Genomic DNA, 19,602 nt, shown 5'->3' on the forward strand with positions numbered 1-19,602 from the left:
TTGATTCGATTTCACCCAAAACCCTAGGTGATTCGGCTTAAGAAAAGGTAAGAACAAAACAGAAACCCCCGCAGCAGGCTGCGGGGGGATCTTTAAAGCGTTTTGCCAAAAACCTGAAAGGCTGGTTTGTGGCGAAACACGCGAAACGCTCGTATGTTGCGCAGCACCCCACCTTACCCCTGCTTCAGGTTTAAGGCGGGACGCTTTAAGGTCCGAATGAGACCAATTCAGGTCAGTCGCGGGCCGCCAGGGCATCCTCCAGCGTGCGCAGGCCGGTTTTCGGCGATTGCACGAGCACCGACATATTCCCCGGCTTATGTTCGTTGCGATACATCTTCAGGTGTGCAGCAGGAATTTCATCCCACGGGAACACTTCCGACATATAGGGATCAATCCGACGCTCAATCATCAGCTTGTTGGCTGCAGCCGCCTGTTTCAGGTGGGCAAAGTGCGACCCCTGAAGACGTTTCTGGTGCATCCAGGTGTAGCGCACGTCGAAGGTGCAGTTGAAGCCGGTGGTGCCGGCGCAGATCACAACCATACCGCCTTTTTTACAGACCAGGTTCGACACCGGAAAGGTTGCAGCCCCCGGGTGTTCAAACACGATATCCACGTTGTTGCCCTTGCCGGTGATGTCCCAGATCGCCTTGCCGAAACGGCGGGCCTCTTTGAACCACGCGTCATATTCCGGCGTATTCACGGTGGGCAATTGCCCCCAGCAGCTGAACTCCTTGCGGTTGATCACGCCTTTGGCGCCCAGCCCCATGACAAACTCGCGCTTGTCTTCTTCTGAAATCACCCCGATGGCGTTGCCGCCCGCGGCGTTGATCAGCTGGATTGCATAAGAACCCAGACCGCCCGACGCCCCCCAGACCAGCACGTTCTGGCCGGGCTTGAGTTCATGCGGATGGTGACCGAACAGCATCCGATAGGCGGTGGCCAGCGTCAGCGTGTAACAGGCACTTTCTTCCCAGGTCAGGTGCTTGGGGCGGCGCAGGAGCTGCTGGGCCTGAACGCGGGTGAACTGGGCAAAGGACCCGTCCGGGGTTTCGTAACCCCAGATCCGCTGGCTGGGTGAAAACATCGGGTCGCCGCCGTTGCATTCCTCATCATCGCCATCATCCTGGTTACAGTGCACAACAACCTCGTCGCCCACTTTCCAGCTTTTCACCTTGTCGCCCACGGCCCAGACGATGCCCGCGGCATCGGACCCGGCAATGTGGTAGTCCTGCTTGTGCACGTCAAACATGCTGACCGGCACGCCAAGACCCGCCCAGATGCCGTTATAGTTCACACCGGCGGCCATCACCATGACCAGCACTTCGTGGCTGTCCAGCGTGGGAGTATCGACCACCTCGATCTGCATCGCCTTGTCCGGTTCACCCTGACGGTCCCGGCGGATCGCCCAGGCATACATCTGTTTCGGTACGTGGCCCATCGGGGGCATTTCACCGATCTCATAGAGATCTTTTTTCGGTGCATCGTATTCCGCGATGCCGGTTTGCGTGTCCAAAGCCATGCTGGCCTCCTGTCAGCTACAAGCAGTGATTCCATTTTTGCCGCAGTGCAGAAACGCGGCTGCTAATGCAGCATTACGCATCAGCAAGCAACATTGCAACCACATTCCGCCGCATTTTGTAATTTTATGTCGCATATGACGCGAAGGTCAATTTTGGCAATACGTTACAGATAAATTACAGGCGCGACGCATCCGCCACTTCGGCCGGGGTCAGGTCAGAGATATGCATTGGCGTGATTGCCGCAGACAGATGCGCAATGGAATTCGCATAGAAACCAAGCAACACCCGGTCCGCCGGATTGACGCGAAAACACCCGTCTTCCTCAACAATCAGCCCGCGCATCAGCATCAGGCGCAGCCCCACCTCTACCGCGTAATCCAGATCATTGCGCGGCATGTGAATATGGGCGCCGTGTTGTTCCATCTCGGCCACGAGGGTCTGAAACCGGTTGGTGACCTCGGCGCGGGTGTGCGCCTCTTTCTCCAGCATCACGGCTGAGACCACCGGCACCGGCAGAACCGGGACAACGGCCCTGATCCGCCCCATCAGTTCTCGGGCCAATTGTTCGGGCATCTTGCGGTGATGCTCACCCGCAAATGCCTTCAGCGAAAGCGGGCTGCCAAAAGACACGCTGGCGTAACCAAAACGATGGAACCGGCGGGTGATCCGTTGCCACATATGTTTGCCCACATGGCGCGCCACATATTTGAACCTGAGCCCGAACTTGCGTGTGCCCTTTACATTTGCGGCCACCAGCACACGGTCCTCAAGCACGCGGTCGTAATTCATGGCCACCGGCAGGAACACCACATCGCGGCTGGTTTCGGGGTCGAACCCATCAATGATATAGCTGAGCAGCCCCAGTTTCGGCGCCCCCACCTCACCGGTCAGGCTCAGCCCGCCTTCGGGAAACATCGCCTGGGTCACGCCCCCGTCAGTGGCCATACGCACATAGCGCGCCAGCACCTTGCGATAGAGCGCATTGCGGCTTTTGCGTCGGATGAAGTAAGCCCCCATCGAGCGGATCAGCGTGCGCAGCGGCCAGACCCGCGCCCATTCCCCCACGGCGTAGGACAGGTGCGAATGCTCTGCCGACAGCCATGTGACCAGCACATAATCCATGTTGGAACGGTGGTTCATGACAAAAACGACCGTTGCATCCTTGCTCACATCTTTCAGATGCGCCTCGTCAAAGGCGCCCAGACGCACCCGATAAAAGGCACGGCTGAGGAGTTTGGCCAGCCGGATGCCAAAGCCAAAATAGGCCGTGGCCGAAAACCGCGGGACAATCTCGCGCGCATAGCGCTGGGCTTTTTCAAACGCCACCTGCTCGGGGATGCCTTCTTCAGCGGCATGTTCCGCAATTGCCCTGGCCACTTCGGGGTCATAGGACAGGCGCTGCACCATGTCATAGCGCCGCGCGAGTTTGAACGGCTCGATCGGTCGCTCCAGACGCTCATTCAGCCGCGCCACCGCGCGTTCCAGCCGTTTGCGAAAAAACCAGCGCACGGATGGGAACAGGAAATGGGACGCAAAGGTCACCGCGGCGAAGCCGAGGATCAGCACCAGAACCCATAGTGGAAGCTCGATTGTCTGCGTCATGGGAAAAATCCTTCACAGGAATTTGGGAAAAGGTAAAGCCATTGATGAAACCGCCCCCGTCCTGCCACGCATCGCCGCGTCGGTTTTGCGCTGAAGTCAGCTTTGCTGCCTTTTTCGGTCGCGCAACTTTCCTAATCTCAAAATTCCCTCTTGCGTAACATTCTTGCGTCTGCAAGAAATGCTGCACTGCAACATAAAGCGAGTCACACCATGACCACTGAAGAGCGCACCAAAGATCGTCTCACCAAAGATCGTCCGTGGCTGTTCCGCACCTATGCCGGCCACTCGACCGCCAAAGCCTCGAACGAGCTTTACCGCACCAACCTGGCCAAGGGTCAGACGGGCCTTTCCGTGGCTTTCGACCTGCCTACGCAGACCGGCTATGACAGTGATCACGTGCTCGCCCGTGGCGAAGTGGGCAAAGTGGGCGTGCCGCTGGCCCATCTGGGGGACATGCGGGCGCTGTTTGCCGACATCCCGCTGGAGCAGATGAACACCTCGATGACCATCAACGCCACCGCGCCGTGGTTGTTGTCGCTGTATATCGCCGCCGCCGAAGAACAGGGCGCGGATGTGTCGAAACTGCAGGGCACCGTGCAAAACGACATTATCAAGGAATATCTGAGCCGCGGCACCTATGTCTGCCCGCCGAAACCTTCGCTGCGCATGATCACTGACGTGGCCGCCTATACGCGTGAACATCTGCCCAAGTGGAACCCGATGAACGTCTGTTCCTACCATTTGCAAGAGGCCGGTGCGACGCCCGAGGAAGAGCTGGCCTTTGCACTGGCCACCGCCATTGCTGTTCTGGACGACCTCAAGGAAAAGGTCCCCGCAGAAGCGTTCCCCGCCATGGTTGGCCGGATCAGCTTCTTCGTGAACGCGGGCATCCGGTTTGTGACCGAGATGTGCAAGATGCGTGCCTTCGTGGAACTGTGGGATGAAATCACCCGTGAACGCTACGGTGTCGAAGATCCGAAATTCCGCCGGTTCCGCTATGGCGTGCAGGTGAACAGCCTGGGCCTGACCGAACAGCAGCCGGAAAACAACGTCTACCGCATCCTGATCGAGATGCTCGCCGTGACCCTGTCGAAAAATGCCCGTGCGCGTGCGGTGCAGCTGCCCGCGTGGAACGAGGCCCTCGGCCTGCCGCGCCCGTGGGATCAGCAGTGGTCGCTGCGCATGCAGCAGATCATGGCCTATGAAACCGACCTTCTGGAATATGACGACCTGTTTGACAACAACCCCGCCGTGGACCGTAAGGTGACGGCTCTCAAGGAAGGGGCGCGGGCCGAGCTGGCACAGATCGACAGCATGGGCGGCGCGATCTCTGCGATCGAATATATGAAGTCACGTCTGGTCGAATCAAACGCGGCCCGGATCGGCAAGATCGAGGTGGGCGACACCACCGTCGTGGGTGTGAACAAATGGACCGAAGCGGCTGAAAGCCCGCTGACGGCCGGGGACGGCGCGATCATGGTGGCGGATGCCGAAGCGGAAGCCGATCAGATTGCGCGCCTTGAGGCTTGGCGCATGACCCGCGATGCAGACGCCGTGGAAAAAGCACTGGCCGACCTGCGACAGGCGGCCAAGGATGGCACCAATATCATGCCCTCTTCGATTGCGGCCGCCAAAGCCGGTGTGACCACCGGCGAATGGGGTGAGGTGATGCGTCAGACCTTTGGCCAGTATCGCGCCCCCACCGGGGTGTCAAAGAACCCCTCGAACCGCACCGAAGGGCTGGATGATATTCGCGACCGCGTGGCCGCCGTGTCGGCCCAGCTGGGTGAGAAGCTCAAGTTCCTGGTGGGTAAGCCCGGCCTCGACGGCCACTCAAACGGGGCGGAGCAAATTGCCGCCCGCGCGCGGGACTGCGGTATGGACATCACCTATGAAGGCATCCGCCTGACACCCGAAGAGCTGGTCGCGTCGGCCCAGGAAACCGGCGCCCATGTGGTGGGCCTGTCGATCCTGTCCGGCAGCCATATCCCGCTGCTCGAAGAGTTGATGGAACGGATGAAAGCCGCAGGTCTGGGGCATATCCCGGTGGTCGCCGGGGGGATCATCCCGGATGAAGACGCGGATCGCCTGCGGGCCATGGGGGTTGCCAAGGTCTATACGCCCAAAGATTTTGAGCTCAATGTGATCATGGACGACATCGTGACCCTTGTCGCACCGCAGACCGTGGCGGCAGAGTAATCCACACCTTACCCTTGCCGCTCATCTGAGCAGGGCATTGACGACTTTCAGCCGCCCGCATCTTTGATGTGGGCGGTTTTCTGTTGCCCGTCTCCGGCGGCGCCCCGGTGACGCCGATGAAAGGGTTTAGATCAAACTGTATATTTTCCGCACCTGCCGGACAGGCTACCCTGAGGATCTACCACCACGTGACCATATCCCTGTGGGGGAAAAGATCGCATGAACAGATTGTTATATCTTCTCCCGCTGCTGGTTCTGCCTCTTCCTACCGGGGCGGAGCCAGCGGTTGGTTTTGGTCTGGCGGTCCTTTACACGGGCAACCGGATGGACAGTTCATTTGGCCTGCAATTGAGACCCCCCAAGCTGGTCCATAGCGGGACGGGTTCAAACAATCTGGATCCCCGACGACCGGACCGCCCAGTTCCCCCCCATCATCATATGATCAACCTGCCGGATAGCGCGGTCTTTTCCGGCGGGGGGCTCTTCTTGACCCAAACCGCAGCAAATACCGCCCGAGACGGACAGCCAATTCTGGCGCAAACCGGCATCACATCAGGCCCTTTCGATTTCGGGCCGGTCATTGACTGGGGACATGCCCCTCAGACCAACGCCCCCGACATCCCGACGCCCGCCCCTGTCAAAGAGTGACGCGCCGCAGCCCCCCGGGGCCGCCGCAGATGACACCGCACAATCAGGCAGGCAGCCTATCCCCCCACCGCCTCGATCTTCTGAACCAAAGCCTTGTAGCGATAACTTGGCAGGATCTCTCCGGTGTCGCCTTCAACAAAAGCGGGATCGGCTGGCAGACAGCCCAGATCGCAGATCAGGTGGATTGTCATCTCCTGCGTATCCACATACCAAAGGCGCCCACCGGGCGTGGCCACCCAGCCATCAATCCCCTCGGCCTCGTCCCCTTCCATATCCTCAACCGACGGCAGTTCATTCACGTAATTGGGCGAATAGGCCCCATGGGTGTGGTAAGAGGCCGTGACCACGGCGAGCGCATCCGGGTCACGCGGAACACAGGTTCCCTTGCGCCCACGCCGGGCCTTTGTGAAAGCCACATTGCCCGCCGCATCCCGCCCGATATAACCGCAATATTCGCGGTTCTTCGAAATCGAGATCGGCTGTAATTGCTCAAAGACACGCTTGACCAGCTGAAGTTCGCTGGTGTCTTGCGCCCAGGCAGGATTTCCGGCCCCCAAAGCGACGGCCAGGATGACCGATACAATCTTCAAACTGCGCATGACCTCGCCTCAATTGGTTGTTTTCCTGTTTCAAAGAACGGGCAGGGTTGCACAATGTCAAGACGGAGCTCTTGCCCGCCCGCTCAGCTGTCCTCACACCGGCACAGCCCAGAGGGTTTGACCTTTTGGACAAGAAAGCGCATGGTGCCGCGCGATGAAGGGCGCTAACAGGCCCCGAAACCCCAACCTCCTGTCTGATACTTTCCTGAAACGAGGATCCCATGACTGTCCATATCGGCGCCGAAAAAGGCCAGATTGCTGAAACCGTATTGATGCCCGGCGACCCCTATCGCGCCAAATGGGTGGCCGACACCTTTCTGGAAGATGCCGAGCTGGTCAATGAGGTGCGTGGCATGCTGGGTTTTACCGGAATGTGGCGCGGCCACCGAGTGAGTGTACAAGGATCGGGCATGGGTATGCCGTCCATGTCGATCTATGCCAATGAGCTTATCCGGGATTATGGCGCAAAGACGTTGATCCGCATCGGGTCCTGCGGTGGAATGCAGGATCACGTCAAGGTGCGCGATGTGGTGATTGCGATGACGGCCACCACCATCAGCACGCCCAGTTCCTCCATTTTCCGCGAAATGAATTTCTCGCCCTGCGCGGATTATTCCCTGCTGGCAGCAGCGGTGGAGGCGGCCAAGTCGGTGGATGTGGGGGTGCATGTGGGCGGGATCTATTCCTCGGACACATTCTATGCCGAGCGCCCGGATCTGGATAAGGAAATGCGGCGCCACGGCATTCTGGGCGTGGAAATGGAGGCGGCGGAGCTTTACACCCTCGCCAATCGTTATGGCGTGCGCGCCCTTGGGATCATGACCGTGTCGGATCACCTGCTGACCGGGGAGGCCCTGCCCTCGGACCAGCGCGAAAAGACCTTTGGCGACATGGTCGAAATTGCCCTGAACGCCGCATTCGCCTGAGCGTCGAACAGGCATCGGGGCCACGGGCGAGTACGCCCGCGCCTTCACGACCTCACGGTCGACAGGCCTGGAGGTGGGGGCGCTGCCCCCGCCCTTCGGGCCCCCCCGGGATATTTTCGGCAAGAGGAAGAGGGATCAGCGTCCATGTGATCGGTCGTAGCCATTCTCAGGTGGCGGGGTCCAATTGGCGAGGCTGCCGGGCTGCGGCTGGAAAACTTCTACCAGCAGCGGATAACACGCGGCGGCATCAGAGCTGTGTTCAGATGAGCAATCCCCACCCGGGCAGGCGGAGAGGCCGCCAAGGAGGTCAATCTCGGCGAAAAACTCGAGATAATCGCCCGGACGCACCGGGCTTGCCTTCATGAAATACTGGCCGGTGTCCCGGGTAAACCCCGTGCACATAAAGACATTGAGCACATCATGGACATGGCGTTCGGCATCGGAGGGATCGATCCCGAGGTGATCGGCCAGAGCGCGGGTCAGGTTCGAATGGCAGCAATGATGATACTGCCCGCCCGATAGGAGATTGTGGGTAAAGGGGTCGCAGCGTGTGCCAATCACGTCATGCACCGCGCCCCCAAACGCATCGAACCCATACCAGTCCAGCGTGTCGTCGATAATGGTCGCCATCGGGCGCATGGTGGGAAAGCTGCTCCACATCCGGTCCCCGGTGGACAGGTGGGTGCCGTGCAGCGCGCGGGTTTTTCCGGAGTAGAAACGTTCGTGCAGGTCATGGGCCTGCCAGAGGTTCAGATCACCGACTTGCGGGCCCTCAACGGAGGAAATGCGGAAAAACTGACCGGCTGGGACCGAAAAGCAGCGCGCATCCCGCGCGGGCACAAGCACTTCATCGACCTTTTGGGCGGTCTGGCGCGCGGCCCGGTAGAGATCAAGGGGGGCCGCGGGCAATCCTTCTACCGGATAGCAGATCACCGGAGCGATGGCTTTGCGCTGTTCCGCATCCTCGGGCGCGGCATGGTCTGATACAGCATGTTTCACGCGAAATCCCCCTGCAGTTTTTCCCAAGAGGCCCGGTCATTTGGGAAAAATCAAGCCCTTCTTCATCTTGCCTGACATGCGCTGAATGACCCTGCCGCCATTCCCGGCAAGGAGGGACCATATGTTACGAAGAGGGGTTGCGAATGAGATCTGCACGTCTTCGTCTGCTGTGCGGTGCCGTCGTGGCAGGATCCGAGCAGGCGCATATTTCGTTGAAAGCGACCGCGATGTCAGCCGGCTGTTGGATCAAGCCCCGCACCCACGCAGCGCGCGGGTGGGCGGACGGGTGGGTGCTGAAAAATCCCCGACCCAGCCGTGAATTGACAAGCCGCCAAACGGATGCGATGCGGGACCGGTATCAAGACAGGACACGCAAGATGAAACTGGCTTATGTCATTGCGCCGGGGCGCGGCAAAACAAACGAACTTCTGGCCGGTGTGGCCGATGCGCTTGGCGAACGCGGCCTGCGGCTGGCAGGCACGGTGCAGCTTGATACCGAACGCGCGGAAGAGTTTCACTGTGACATGGACGTGTTGGTGCTGCCTGATGGGCCGAAGATCCGGATCAGCCAGTATCTGGGGGCCAATGCGCGGGGCTGCAAGCTGAACCCCGAAGCGTTGGAAATGGCCGTCGCGGCAACGGAGACCCAGATCACCAAGGGCGCGGATCTGCTGATTGTGAACAAGTTTGGCAAACAGGAAGCGGAAGGGCGCGGGTTTCGCCATGCGGTGGGCGAGGCACTTTCACGCGACATACCCGCCATCATCGGCGTGGCAGGCACCACGGTTGACGCCTTTCTGGACTATGTGGGCGACGCGGAGGAGCTGCCCCCCGAACCGGATGCGCTCTTGAGCTGGGCGCTGGAGGCGACCGGTCAAACAAAATGAAAAGGGCGCCTGTCTGGCGCCCCTTCCCGTTTCACCCCATCCATCAGGTGCGGAACACCTTGTAGATTGCCGGGATGACCAGAACCGTCAGTAAGGTGGAGCTGAGCAACCCGAACAGAAGCGAGATCGCCAGCCCCTGAAAGATCGGATCCGCCAGGATCACCACCGCGCCAATCATCGCCGCAATGGCCGTCAGAAGGATCGGCTTGAACCGGATCGCACCCGCTTCGATCAGGATCTCGGTCTTGTCCTGCGCGGGATCCGCGTGGCGGATGAAATCCACCAACAGGATCGAGTTGCGCACGATGATCCCGGCTAGCGCAATGAAGCCAATCATCGACGTGGCCGAGAAGGGGGCGGAAAAGAGCCAGTGCCCCGCCATGATGCCAAGGAAGGTCAAGGGGATCGGCGTCAGGATCACCAAAGGCAGCTTAAAGGACCCGAACTGCGCCACCACCAGGATATAGATCCCCAGCAGCGCCACCGCAAAGGCCGCCCCCATATCCCGGAAGGTGACCCAGGTCACTTCCCACTCGCCATCCCACAAAAGCGTCACCACGCTTTCATCTTCAGGCTGGCCGTTCATGCGGATGACCGGTTTGGTGCCCGGTGCCCATTCCATCTGGTCAAGCGCGTCCGCCACGGCGAGCATCCCGTAAAGCGGGGCTTCGAAATCACCCGCCAGTTCGGCCTGCACCATTTCGGTTGCACGACCATTGTGGCGAAAGATCGGATAGCTCGCACGCTCCTCACTGACCGTGATCACATCACCCAGTTCGACCACCCCCCGCGCGCCGGGCAAGGTGTTGGCCGGGATCGGGGTGGACAGGAACCGTTCATCCAGCACCCGGTCGGATTTGTCCCGCTCAATCACGATCGGCAGCGGGTTGCGCCCCTCTCCACGGTGGGAATAGCCCACGGTATTGGCAGAGTTGAGCATCGCCAGCGTCTGGAACACGTCCCCTTCCTGCACGCCATGAAATTCCAGCGCATCGGTGGAAATCTCGGCGCGGAGTTTGCGGGGCTGGGTGCCGAAACTATCGTCCACATCCACCACGTAAGGCACGCTTTCAAAAGCCTGCCGGATCTTGGTGGCCGCCTCACGACGTGCTTGGGGCGTGGGGCCATACACCTCAGCCAGCAGGGTGGCGATCACCGGCGGGCCGGGGGGCGGCTCTACCGTTTTCAGCGCGGTCCCGGCCGGCAGATCCAGCGCCTTCATCCGCTCACGGATCTCCAGCGCGATCTCATGGCTGCTGCGCGTGCGGTCATGTTTCGGGGCCAGCAGGATGGCCACCTCCCCCATCTGCGGCTCTTCGCGCAGATAGTAATGGCGCACGAGACCGTTGAAGTTGAACGGGCTGGCCGCCCCGGCATGGGTTTCGACCGACAGGACTTCGGGCAGATCCATCACCAGCTGTGCCACATCCTGTGCCACCGCATCCGTTGCCTCGACCGACGCCCCTTCGGGCAGGTCAATCACCACCGAAAGCTCGGATTTGTTGTCAAACGGCAAAAGCTTGACCGTCACATCCTTGGTGTAAAGCAGCCCAAGCGAGCCGAAGCTGAGGACAATGGCGGCAAGCAGAAAAGCAAGGCTGCGCCCCTTGGTCTTCAGGACCGGACGGGCAACAGCCGCGTAGAGCGCGCCGAGACGGCCACCATGGGACCCCTCACCCGAGTGGTCATGTGCCGGCGCCTTGCCTGCGATCTTGATCATCAGCCAGGGCGTGATGATCACCGCCACAAAAAATGAGAAAATCATTGCCGCCGACGCATTGGCCGGGATGGGCGACATGTAAGGCCCCATCAGGCCAGAGACGAACAGCATCGGCAACAGGGCCGCCACCACGGTCAGGGTTGCGACAATGGTCGGGTTGCCGACTTCGGCCACCGCCCGGATCGCTTTCGTAACCCGGTCTGCCTTGTCTTTCATCGCCCAGTGACGGGCGATGTTTTCGATCACCACAATCGCGTCATCCACCAGGATTCCGATCGAAAAGATCAGCGCAAAAAGCGACACACGGTTGAGCGTGTAGCCCATGATCCAGGCCGAAAACAGCGTGAGCAAAATGGTCACCGGAATGACCACCGCGACCACGATGCTTTCCCGCCATCCAATCGCAAACAGCACAAGCCCGACAATTGAGATCGTGGCGAGGCCCAGATGGAACAGCAGCTCATTCGCCTTTTCATTGGCGGTTTCACCGTAATCGCGGGTGATGGAAACGTGGATGCTGTCCGGGATCAGCTGCCCCTTGAGGGCCTCAACCTTGTGCAGCACCTCTTCGGCCACCACCACCGCATTGGCCCCGGCCCGCTTGGCAATCGCCAGCGTGACGGCGGGGGTGCGGTGCAGCCCATGTTCGTCGCGCGTGACCTGGTTCACAATGCTTTGCGACGCATCGGGCACAAAGCTCACATCCGCCACGTCGCGCACGTAAACGGCGCGCCCATCACGCGCGGTGAGCAGCAGGTTCGCAATTTCCGCAGGGGCCCGCAGGGTCCGGCCTGCAACCAGCGCGATCTGTTCCCCCCGGTCGCGAACCAGCCCGGTTGGGAAGGCGCGGTTGGCGGCCTCGACCTTACCGGCCAGCTGCTGCAGCGTGATGCCGTAAAGCGCAAGCCGCTCCGGGTCGGGGGCAATGCGGATCACCTCTGCGGCATCGCCGACCAGATAGGTCAGCCCGACATTCTGGATCTTGGCCATCTCGACCTGCAGCTCACGCGCCACGCGGGTGATATCCCCGGCGGTCACATCGCCAGCATGGGGATCAGGCGTCAGTGTCAGCGCGACGATCGCCACATCATCAATGCCACGGCCCACAATCAGCGGCGCATTGATCCCCACCGGAATCCGGTCAAGATTGGCATTCACCTTGTCATGCACCCGCAACACGGCCGCATCAGACGAGGTGCCGACAAGGAACCGCGCCGTGACCATGGCATAGTCATCGCGGGTCGAGGAATAGACATGATCCACCCCGTTGATACCCTTGACCATGGTTTCCATCGGCTCGGTCACCAGCTTCATTGCATCTTCGGCCTTCAGACCCGGGGCCTGAATGTGGATATCCACCAGCGGCACGGAAATCTGCGGCTCTTCCTCACGCGGCAGCGCCCCAAGCGCCACCAGCCCCACGGCAAGGGCTGCAAGGATCATCAGCGGGGTCAGAGCCGAGCCGATAAACGCCTTGGTCAACCCGCCGGCGATACCAAGCGCGGTCTTGTGCGATTGATCACTCATGGCGTCCTCCCGCACCCGCACCTGCGGCCGGAGAGATCGGATCAATGACCACATCCCCGGCGTTCAGCCCGGTCAGAACCTCAACCATCTGCTGCCCCTCCACGATGAAGGGATCGCCGAGGACCACAGCCCGCTCAACCGCAACACCGCCACGCCGGATCGTTACGAAATCGAGCCCCATCCGGGTCACCGCGGCCTCAACAGGCACCAACAGTTTCTCACTTTGCCCAACCGGCAGGCGCACCGGCACGCGGGCATCCACAAAACGGGCGTCAAGCTCTGCCACCTCGACGTCGGCAATCACCCGACCGTTTTCAATCTGCGGGTAGATCTTCACCAACCGGCCGGTTCTGTCTGCGCCGGTTTTGTCTGCCCCGGTTTTGTCTGCACTGTCCGTGCCGATCTGGATCTCGGCCCCTTCGGTCAGAAAGGCCGTGTGGCGTTCCGGGATGGCCAGCCGCAGGTAAACCCCGCCGCCGCCGATCTGCGCCACCACTTCACCGGGCATCACCACCGCGCCGCGGGTCACCGGCACCTGCAGCACCCGCCCGGCAATCGGCGCGATCACGGCACCTTCGGCAGCCTGCTGTTCGATCACCTGTCGCTCCGCCTGCGTGGCCGCGATCTGGCCCTTTACCACATCAACCTGTGTGCGCAGGGCATCCAGCCGCTGGGTGGTGACAACGCCCCGTTCCACCAGGTTTTCCGCACGTTTCAGTTCGCTCTCGGCGTTTTCAAGCTGTGCGTTCAATGAGGTCAGCGACGCATCCACCGCCTTCAGACGCAGGTCAAGTTTCTCATCCCAGATCGTGGCAAGCACCTGCCCTTCGGCGACCTGATCCCCTTCGGTGATCCGAAGATCCACCACCGTTCCGCCCAGACGCGAACGGGCGGGGACATTGTCGCGCGGCTCAACCTTGCCAAACACCGCTTTCCAATCGGGCACGGAGACCGGGGTCACGGTATGGGACAGCTCGGCCCAGACAAATGTCGGCAGGACAAGCAAGGGCAAAGACAGCACAAGGCGGGAGAGTGCAAAGACGCGCGACATGAGATTTCCTTTCCATCCACAAGTCCGGGTGTAGGGCGGGCTGGCCGGCCATTCACAGGGCTGAATCTCATATGCATACAAATGAATATTATTCAACCCCGCAGGCGGCAGATGCCAAGAAAAACCCCACCCCGGCCGGACCGGGGTGGGGCAATATCTCATTCGTGTAACGCCATCAGCGGGTCGGCACCGGCACCTCGCCACGGTAATCATAAAAGCCACGCCCGGCCTTGCGCCCGACCCAACCCGCTTCCACATATTTTACCAGCAGCGGACAGGGGCGGTATTTGGTATCCGCCAACCCGTCATACAGCACGTTCATGATCGCCAGGCAGGTATCAAGACCGATGAAATCCCCAAGCTCCAGCGGCCCCATCGGGTGGTTTGCCCCCAGCTTCATCGACGCATCAATCGACGCCACCGATCCCACGCCCTCGTAAAGCGCATAGCAGGCTTCGTTGATCATCGGGATCAGGATCCGGTTCACGATGAACGCGGGATAATCCTCGGCACTTGCGGCCGTCTTGCCCAGCCGCTCGACCACGGCCAGAAGGGTCTGATAGGTCTCCTCCGACGTGGCAATGCCGCGGATCAGCTCCACCAGCTGCATCACCGGCACCGGGTTCATGAAATGAAACCCCATGAACCGTTCCGGGCGATCCGTTTTCGCCGCAAGGCGGGTGATCGACAGGGACGAGGTGTTGGTGGTGAGGATGGTGTTTTCCCCCAGCGACGGCGCGAGCCCCGCAAAGATCTGATCCTTGATATCCTCCCGTTCCGTGGCGGCCTCGATCACCAGATCGGTGCCCCCCAGCTCTCCCAGCTCCGAGGTGGTGCGAATTCGCGCCAGCGCCGCTGCGCGCTCCTCTTCGCTCAGCGCGCCTTTCGAGACCTGACGCGCCGTGTTCTTTTCAATCCGCGCCAGCGCCGCCGCCAGCGCCTCGGTCGAAATATCGTTCAGGACCACTTCGTATCCCGAAATTGCGAACACATGGGCAATCCCGTTGCCCATCTGCCCTGCCCCGATAACGCCTACCGTTTGAATGCTCATTTCCCTTACCCCGCGCAGCAGTATTTAGTTTTGACGTTTGAGTAGAATTCTGCGGCGTATTTACCCTGTTCTCTTGCACCATAGCTAGAGGCTTTTGTGCCGCCGAATGGGACGTGGTAATCGACGCCTGCGGTTGGGAGGTTGACCATGACCATACCGGCCTGTGCGTTGTGTTTGAAGCTGCGGGCATGTTTCAGGCTTGCGGTGCAGATCCCTGCGGAGAGGCCAAATTCGGTGTCATTTGCGGTGGCCAGCGCCTCGTCGAAATCGGCGACCTTGATGATCGAGGCGCAGGGGCCGAAGATTTCTTCGCGTGAACTGCGCATCTGGTTGGTGGCCCCGACGAACATGGCCGGCGCCTGGAAGAAGCCTTCGGTGTCGCGATTGAGGCGTTCCCCGCCGATCACCTCGGCCCCTTCGGAGCGGGCCAGATCCACATAACCCAGATTGCCGTTCAGCTGGTTTTCGGACACAACCGGGCCGATCTGCGTGGCCACATCCAGCGGGTTGCCCACGGTGAGCGCCTGCATTTCCGCCGCAAGCCGCTCCACAAACGCGTCATGGATGCCCGCCTGCACGATGATGCGCGAGGACGCGGTGCAGCGCTGGCCGGTTGAGAAGAAGGCGCCATTGAGGACGGTCGAGACGGCAATGTCCATCTCGGCATCGTCCAGGATCACCATCGGGTTCTTGCCCCCCATTTCCATCTGCAGCTTTTTCATGCCGCGCGCAGCGTCCACAGCCATGTTGCGCCCCACCGGCACCGACCCGGTAAAGCTGATCGCGGTGACGCCGGGATGATCCACGATGGCCTGCCCGACAACAGATCCGCGCCCCATCACCAGGTTGAAGATGCCCGCGGGCACACCGGCCTCGTGCAGGATCTCGGCCAGCAAATGCGCCGATCCCGGCGTCAGGTCCGCGGGTTTGAACACCACCGCATTGCCATAGGCCAGCGCCGGGGCGATTTTCCACGCGGGGATCGCAATCGGGAAGTTCCAGGGCGTGATCAGGCCCACAACCCCCACCGGTTCGCGCGACACTTCCACATCCACATCCGGGCGCACCGAGGCAACCGCATCCCCGGTCACACGGATCGCCTCTCCGGCAAAAAAGCGAAAGATCTGCGCCGCGCGGACGGTTTCACCGATCGCCTCCGCCAGCGTCTTTCCCTCTTCCCGGGCCAGGATCGTGCCGATCTCATCCTTGCGGGCAAGCAGCGCCCCCGCCACGGCCTCAAGCAGGTCCGAGCGCAGTTGCGGCGAGGCATTCGCCCAGGCCGGAAGCGCCGCATTGGCCGCCGCCACCGCGTCATTGACCTGTTCAACGGACGCATGGGCATAGGTGCCAATCACATCCGACAGGTCGGCGGGGTTGAGATTTGGAACGGCATCCACGCCATCCAGCCATTCACCGGCAATCAGGTTTCGCTTCATCGGCTCTCTCATCATGTTTGAGGGTCAGGGAAAGACGAGGAAAGCCGCAGATGTCAAATCTGGGGAGATATGTACGGCTTTCCTCAAGGATCCGGCCACCAAGAGGAACAAGTGGCCGGATCTGTTCGAAGGGATCAGGCGAAGGCCTGCAGCCCGGTCTGGGCGCGGCCCAGGATCAGCGCATGCACGTCATGGGTGCCTTCATAGGTGTTCACGGTCTCAAGGTTCACCATGTGACGGATCACGTGGAAGTCCTGGCTGATGCCGTTGCCGCCATGCATGTCACGGGCCAGACGCGCAATATCCAGCGCCTTGCCGCAATTGTTGCGCTTGATCAGCGACACCATCTCGGGCGCGGCTTTCGCCTCGTCCATCAGGCGGCCAACCCGCAGCGCCGCCTGCAGGCCCAGCGAGATCTCGGTCTGCATATTGGCGAGCTTCAGCTGGAACAGTTGCATCTGCGCCAGCGGCTTGCCGAACTGCTTGCGGTCCAGCCCATATTGGCGGGCACCGTGCCAGCAGGCCTCAGCCGCCCCCATCGCGCCCCAGGCAATGCCGTAACGCGCGCGGTTCAGACAGCCAAACGGACCTTTCAGACCGGAGACATCCGGCAGCAGGGCGTCTTCGCCCACTTCCACATTCTCCATCACGATCTCGCCGGTGATCGACGCGCGCAATGACAGCTTGCCTTCGATCTTCGGAGCAGACAGCCCCTTGGTGCCTTTGTCCAGCACAAAGCCCTTGATCTTGCCATCATGGGCGTCCGATTTGGCCCAGACCACAAACACATCCGCGATCGGCGCGTTCGAGATCCACATTTTCGAGCCGTTCAGAACATAGCCGCCGTCGACCTTCTTGGCGGTGGTTTTCATCGAACCGGGATCGGACCCCGCATCCGGCTCGGTCAGGCCAAAGCAGCCGATCCATTCGCCCGACGCCAGTTTCGGCAGGTATTTCGCGCGCTGCTCTTCGGTGCCATAGGCATAGATCGGATACATCACCAGCGAGCTCTGCACCGACATCATCGAACGATAACCACTGTCAATGCGCTCCACTTCGCGCGCCACCAGACCATAGGTCACGTAACCTGCGCCAATGCCGCCGAACTTTTCCGGGATGGTGGTGCCCAGCAGGCCCATTTCACCCATCTCACGGAAGATCTCCGGATCGGTCTCTTCCTTCGCAAACGCCTCGGTCACACGCGGCATCAGCTTGTCTTCGCTGTAGGCGCGGGCCGCATCACGGACCATACGCTCATCTTCGGTCAGCTGGTCTTCCAGCAAGAAGGCATCGTCCCAGTTGAAGGACGCAAGCGCCGGCTGGGATTGGGGGGAAAGATCTTTCGCCATATCTTTGTCTCCTGTTCGCGGCTTACGCGGCGGTTTTGCTGATAGCAGCTTCAATCGAAGCCTCGATGATGTCCATCGCCTCGTCGAGCTGTTCCATCGGAATGGTCAGTGGCGGCAGAAGGCGCACAGCATTGGCGCGGGTGCCGCAGGGCAGAATGATCAGACCACGCGCCTCGGCCTCGGCCACAATGGCCTGGGTCAGCGCGGGATCCGGGGCGTTGGTGTCACGGTCGGTGACCAGTTCAAAGGCAATCATCGCGCCCAGGCCACGCACGTCGCCAATCGCTTCCATCCCCTGACGCGCCGCCAGCGCGTTCAGACGGGATTTGACCTTCTCACCAATGTCAGTGGCGCGGTCGCAAAGCTTCTCTTCCTCGATCACGTCAAAAACAGCATTGGCCGCCGCCACCGCCAGCGGGTTGCCCGCATAGGTGCCGCCGATGCCGCCCACCGGGGCAGCATCGACAACCTCGGCCCGGCCAGTCACGGCTGAGAGCGGGAAGCCGCCCGCCAGGCCCTTGGCCATGGTCACCAGATCGGCGGCCACGCCCGCATGCTCAAACGCAAAAAGTTTACCCGTCCGCGCAATCCCCGCCTGCACCTCATCCGCAATCAGGATGATGCCGTAATCGTCACAGATCTTACGCAGCGCGCGCAGGAATTCAGGCTGGGCGATGTTGAAGCCCCCTTCGCCCTGCACCGGTTCAATGATCATCGCCGCCACGCGTTCCGGGTCGATCGAGCTTTTGAACATATTGTCCAGGATCGCCAGCGACTGTTCGACACTCACACCGTGGAATTCATTCGGGAACGGCGCATGCAGCACTTCCGGCGGCATCGCCCCGAAGGCTTTCTTGTAAGGGGTCACCTTGCCGCAAAGCGCCATGCCCATCAGGGTGCGCCCATGGAAGGCGCCGGAAAAGGCAATCACACCCGAGCGGCCGGTATAAGCGCGCGCCATCTTGACCGCGTTTTCCACCGCTTCCGCGCCGGTCGTGACCATCATGGTCTTCTTCTTGAACGCCCCCGGCGTCGACGCGTTCAGACGCTCCGCCAGCGCGATATAGCTTTCATAAGGCGCCACGTGGAAACAGGTATGGGTGAACGCCTCGGACTGCGCCGCCACCGCCGCCATCAGCTTCGGATGACGATGGCCGGTATTGTTCACGGCAATGCCCGCCGCAAAGTCGATATAACGCTTGCCATCGGCATCCCACAGCTCGGCATTCTCTGCGCGCACCGCATAAATGCCACGGGTGGCCACACCATTGGCAACAGCCTCGGCGCGGCGGGATTTGAGGGTTTCAGTCTTGCTCACGTGAGGCTCCTCCACAGGTGACGGTATGTGTCTCCCCCAAAAAATCCGGGATCGATTCACATATTCATTGATTCTCGCATCCTGTATTGCTCAATTTATTGAGCATTGCTAGAGGTGAGTTTGGACAAAACTCGCTGAATCGCCCAATCTGGCAAAAAGCGATGAAAGGACCCAATCCATGGTGGACGAATTTGACGTTGGCACCCGTTTGAAGCAGCTAAGACAGCAATTCAACATGTCTCAAAGGCAGCTCGCCGAATCCGCAGGCGTGCCACACGGGCAGATCTCGATGATCGAAACCAACAGATCCAGCCCTTCCGTCGCAAGTTTGCGCAAAATTCTGGGCGGTTTCGGAATTTCCATGTCAGAGTTTTTTGAACCCGACGCAACAACAACCTCACAAAACTTCTTCACACCCGCTGAACTCAGAGACCTCACATCCCTCCTCTACCAGGGAAACGAAGCCGCCCAGAAAAAAATAACCCTCAAACAGGTCGGAGACGCAAAACTCCACGGCCTCCAGATCCTACACGAAAGATACGAACCCGGCGCCGATACAGGCGAAACCATGATCGAACATGACGCAAATGAAGGCGGTATCGTCATCGAAGGCGAACTCGAAATCACCGTCGGGCCAGAAACCAGAACCCTCAAAGCCGGCGACGCATACCTCTTCAACTCAAGAGAACCACACAGATTCAAAAATAACTCAGACAGAGTATGCAAAGTCATATCTGCATGCACTCCACCATACCTATAAAGGATCTCAC

The 19,602-nt window shown here is 60.5% G+C and carries 14 protein-coding genes; 4 read left to right on the forward strand and 10 right to left on the reverse strand.

The window, feature by feature from the left end:
- Window positions 1–232: 232 nt before the first annotated feature.
- Both ccrA and K3J57_RS10575 read right to left on the reverse strand, forming a co-directional pair.
- The gene (ccrA, locus tag K3J57_RS10570; RefSeq protein WP_259784470.1) at window positions 233–1,519 is read right to left on the reverse strand and encodes a crotonyl-CoA carboxylase/reductase; all 1,287 of its coding nucleotides are present in this window, start codon (window positions 1,517–1,519) and stop codon (window positions 233–235) included.
- A 175-nt stretch (window positions 1,520–1,694) separates the two neighbouring features.
- The gene (locus K3J57_RS10575; RefSeq protein ID WP_259795769.1) at window positions 1,695–3,122 is read right to left on the reverse strand and encodes a 1-acyl-sn-glycerol-3-phosphate acyltransferase; all 1,428 of its coding nucleotides are present in this window, start codon (window positions 3,120–3,122) and stop codon (window positions 1,695–1,697) included.
- A 210-nt stretch (window positions 3,123–3,332) separates the two neighbouring features.
- On the opposite strand from K3J57_RS10575, the gene K3J57_RS10580 reads away from it, so the two are divergent.
- On the forward strand, window positions 3,333–5,321 hold the full coding sequence (locus K3J57_RS10580) for an ethylmalonyl-CoA mutase (protein WP_259795771.1): 1,989 nt from the start codon (window positions 3,333–3,335) through the stop codon (window positions 5,319–5,321).
- Between the two features lie 704 nt (window positions 5,322–6,025).
- Here K3J57_RS10580 and K3J57_RS10585 read toward each other — a convergent pair.
- Complete coding sequence (locus tag K3J57_RS10585; protein ID WP_259795774.1) at window positions 6,026–6,568, reverse strand: DUF4329 domain-containing protein; 543 nt, start codon at window positions 6,566–6,568, stop codon at window positions 6,026–6,028.
- A 221-nt stretch (window positions 6,569–6,789) separates the two neighbouring features.
- Between K3J57_RS10585 and deoD the strand changes: the two genes are divergently transcribed.
- Window positions 6,790–7,494 (forward strand): purine-nucleoside phosphorylase, encoded by a 705-nt coding sequence (gene deoD / locus K3J57_RS10590; RefSeq protein WP_055190080.1) that lies wholly within the window; start codon window positions 6,790–6,792, stop codon window positions 7,492–7,494.
- A gap of 135 nt (window positions 7,495–7,629) precedes the next feature.
- On the opposite strand, the gene K3J57_RS10595 is transcribed toward deoD, so the two are convergent.
- Window positions 7,630–8,493: an urea carboxylase-associated family protein gene (locus tag K3J57_RS10595; RefSeq protein ID WP_259791614.1), complete on the reverse strand. Its 864-nt coding sequence runs from the start codon at window positions 8,491–8,493 to the stop codon at window positions 7,630–7,632.
- Between the two features lie 143 nt (window positions 8,494–8,636).
- On the opposite strand from K3J57_RS10595, the gene K3J57_RS10600 reads away from it, so the two are divergent.
- Window positions 8,637–9,380: a DUF2478 domain-containing protein gene (locus K3J57_RS10600; protein WP_311196473.1), complete on the forward strand. Its 744-nt coding sequence runs from the start codon at window positions 8,637–8,639 to the stop codon at window positions 9,378–9,380.
- Window positions 9,381–9,423: 43 nt separating this feature from the next.
- Here the strand turns inward: K3J57_RS10600 and K3J57_RS10605 are convergent, their stop codons facing one another.
- The 6 genes from K3J57_RS10605 to gabT form a co-directional block, all read right to left on the reverse strand.
- A complete protein-coding gene (locus K3J57_RS10605; RefSeq protein WP_259795778.1) occupies window positions 9,424–12,627 on the reverse strand; it encodes an efflux RND transporter permease subunit in 3,204 nt (1,067 codons plus the stop codon).
- On the reverse strand, window positions 12,620–13,678 hold the full coding sequence (locus K3J57_RS10610; protein ID WP_259795779.1) for an efflux RND transporter periplasmic adaptor subunit: 1,059 nt from the start codon (window positions 13,676–13,678) through the stop codon (window positions 12,620–12,622). Before K3J57_RS10610 ends, K3J57_RS10605 begins: the two co-directional genes overlap by 8 nt.
- 175 nt (window positions 13,679–13,853) lie before the next feature.
- Window positions 13,854–14,729 (reverse strand): 3-hydroxybutyryl-CoA dehydrogenase, encoded by an 876-nt coding sequence (locus tag K3J57_RS10615; protein WP_259791624.1) that lies wholly within the window; start codon window positions 14,727–14,729, stop codon window positions 13,854–13,856.
- Between the two features lie 5 nt (window positions 14,730–14,734).
- A complete protein-coding gene (locus tag K3J57_RS10620; RefSeq protein ID WP_259791629.1) occupies window positions 14,735–16,165 on the reverse strand; it encodes an aldehyde dehydrogenase family protein in 1,431 nt (476 codons plus the stop codon).
- A 134-nt stretch (window positions 16,166–16,299) separates the two neighbouring features.
- Window positions 16,300–17,514, reverse strand: coding sequence for an acyl-CoA dehydrogenase (locus K3J57_RS10625; protein ID WP_259791632.1), 1,215 nt, complete (start codon window positions 17,512–17,514; stop codon window positions 16,300–16,302).
- A gap of 22 nt (window positions 17,515–17,536) precedes the next feature.
- Window positions 17,537–18,832 (reverse strand): 4-aminobutyrate--2-oxoglutarate transaminase, encoded by a 1,296-nt coding sequence (gene gabT / locus K3J57_RS10630; RefSeq protein WP_259775723.1) that lies wholly within the window; start codon window positions 18,830–18,832, stop codon window positions 17,537–17,539.
- Between the two features lie 178 nt (window positions 18,833–19,010).
- On the opposite strand from gabT, the gene K3J57_RS10635 reads away from it, so the two are divergent.
- Window positions 19,011–19,592, forward strand: coding sequence for a cupin domain-containing protein (locus K3J57_RS10635; RefSeq protein ID WP_259775724.1), 582 nt, complete (start codon window positions 19,011–19,013; stop codon window positions 19,590–19,592).
- Window positions 19,593–19,602 lie beyond the last annotated feature (10 nt).

The organism is Aliiroseovarius crassostreae, from assembly GCF_025137635.1.
In the GTDB taxonomy this organism is placed as follows: domain Bacteria; phylum Pseudomonadota; class Alphaproteobacteria; order Rhodobacterales; family Rhodobacteraceae; genus Aliiroseovarius; species Aliiroseovarius crassostreae.

Coding starts and splice junctions, on each gene's coding strand:
- ccrA (WP_259784470.1), bottom strand. CDS start 1,519: ATGGCTTTGGACACGCAAACCGGCATCGCGGAATACGATGCACCGAAA.
- K3J57_RS10575 (WP_259795769.1), bottom strand. CDS start 3,122: ATGACGCAGACAATCGAGCTTCCACTATGGGTTCTGGTGCTGATCCTC.
- K3J57_RS10580 (WP_259795771.1), top strand. CDS start 3,333: ATGACCACTGAAGAGCGCACCAAAGATCGTCTCACCAAAGATCGTCCG.
- K3J57_RS10585 (WP_259795774.1), bottom strand. CDS start 6,568: ATGCGCAGTTTGAAGATTGTATCGGTCATCCTGGCCGTCGCTTTGGGG.
- deoD (WP_055190080.1), top strand. CDS start 6,790: ATGACTGTCCATATCGGCGCCGAAAAAGGCCAGATTGCTGAAACCGTA.
- K3J57_RS10600 (WP_311196473.1), top strand. CDS start 8,637: ATGAGATCTGCACGTCTTCGTCTGCTGTGCGGTGCCGTCGTGGCAGGA.
- K3J57_RS10605 (WP_259795778.1), bottom strand. CDS start 12,627: ATGAGTGATCAATCGCACAAGACCGCGCTTGGTATCGCCGGCGGGTTG.
- K3J57_RS10610 (WP_259795779.1), bottom strand. CDS start 13,678: ATGTCGCGCGTCTTTGCACTCTCCCGCCTTGTGCTGTCTTTGCCCTTG.
- K3J57_RS10615 (WP_259791624.1), bottom strand. CDS start 14,729: ATGAGCATTCAAACGGTAGGCGTTATCGGGGCAGGGCAGATGGGCAAC.
- K3J57_RS10620 (WP_259791629.1), bottom strand. CDS start 16,165: ATGAAGCGAAACCTGATTGCCGGTGAATGGCTGGATGGCGTGGATGCC.
- K3J57_RS10625 (WP_259791632.1), bottom strand. CDS start 17,514: ATGGCGAAAGATCTTTCCCCCCAATCCCAGCCGGCGCTTGCGTCCTTC.
- K3J57_RS10635 (WP_259775724.1), top strand. CDS start 19,011: ATGGTGGACGAATTTGACGTTGGCACCCGTTTGAAGCAGCTAAGACAG.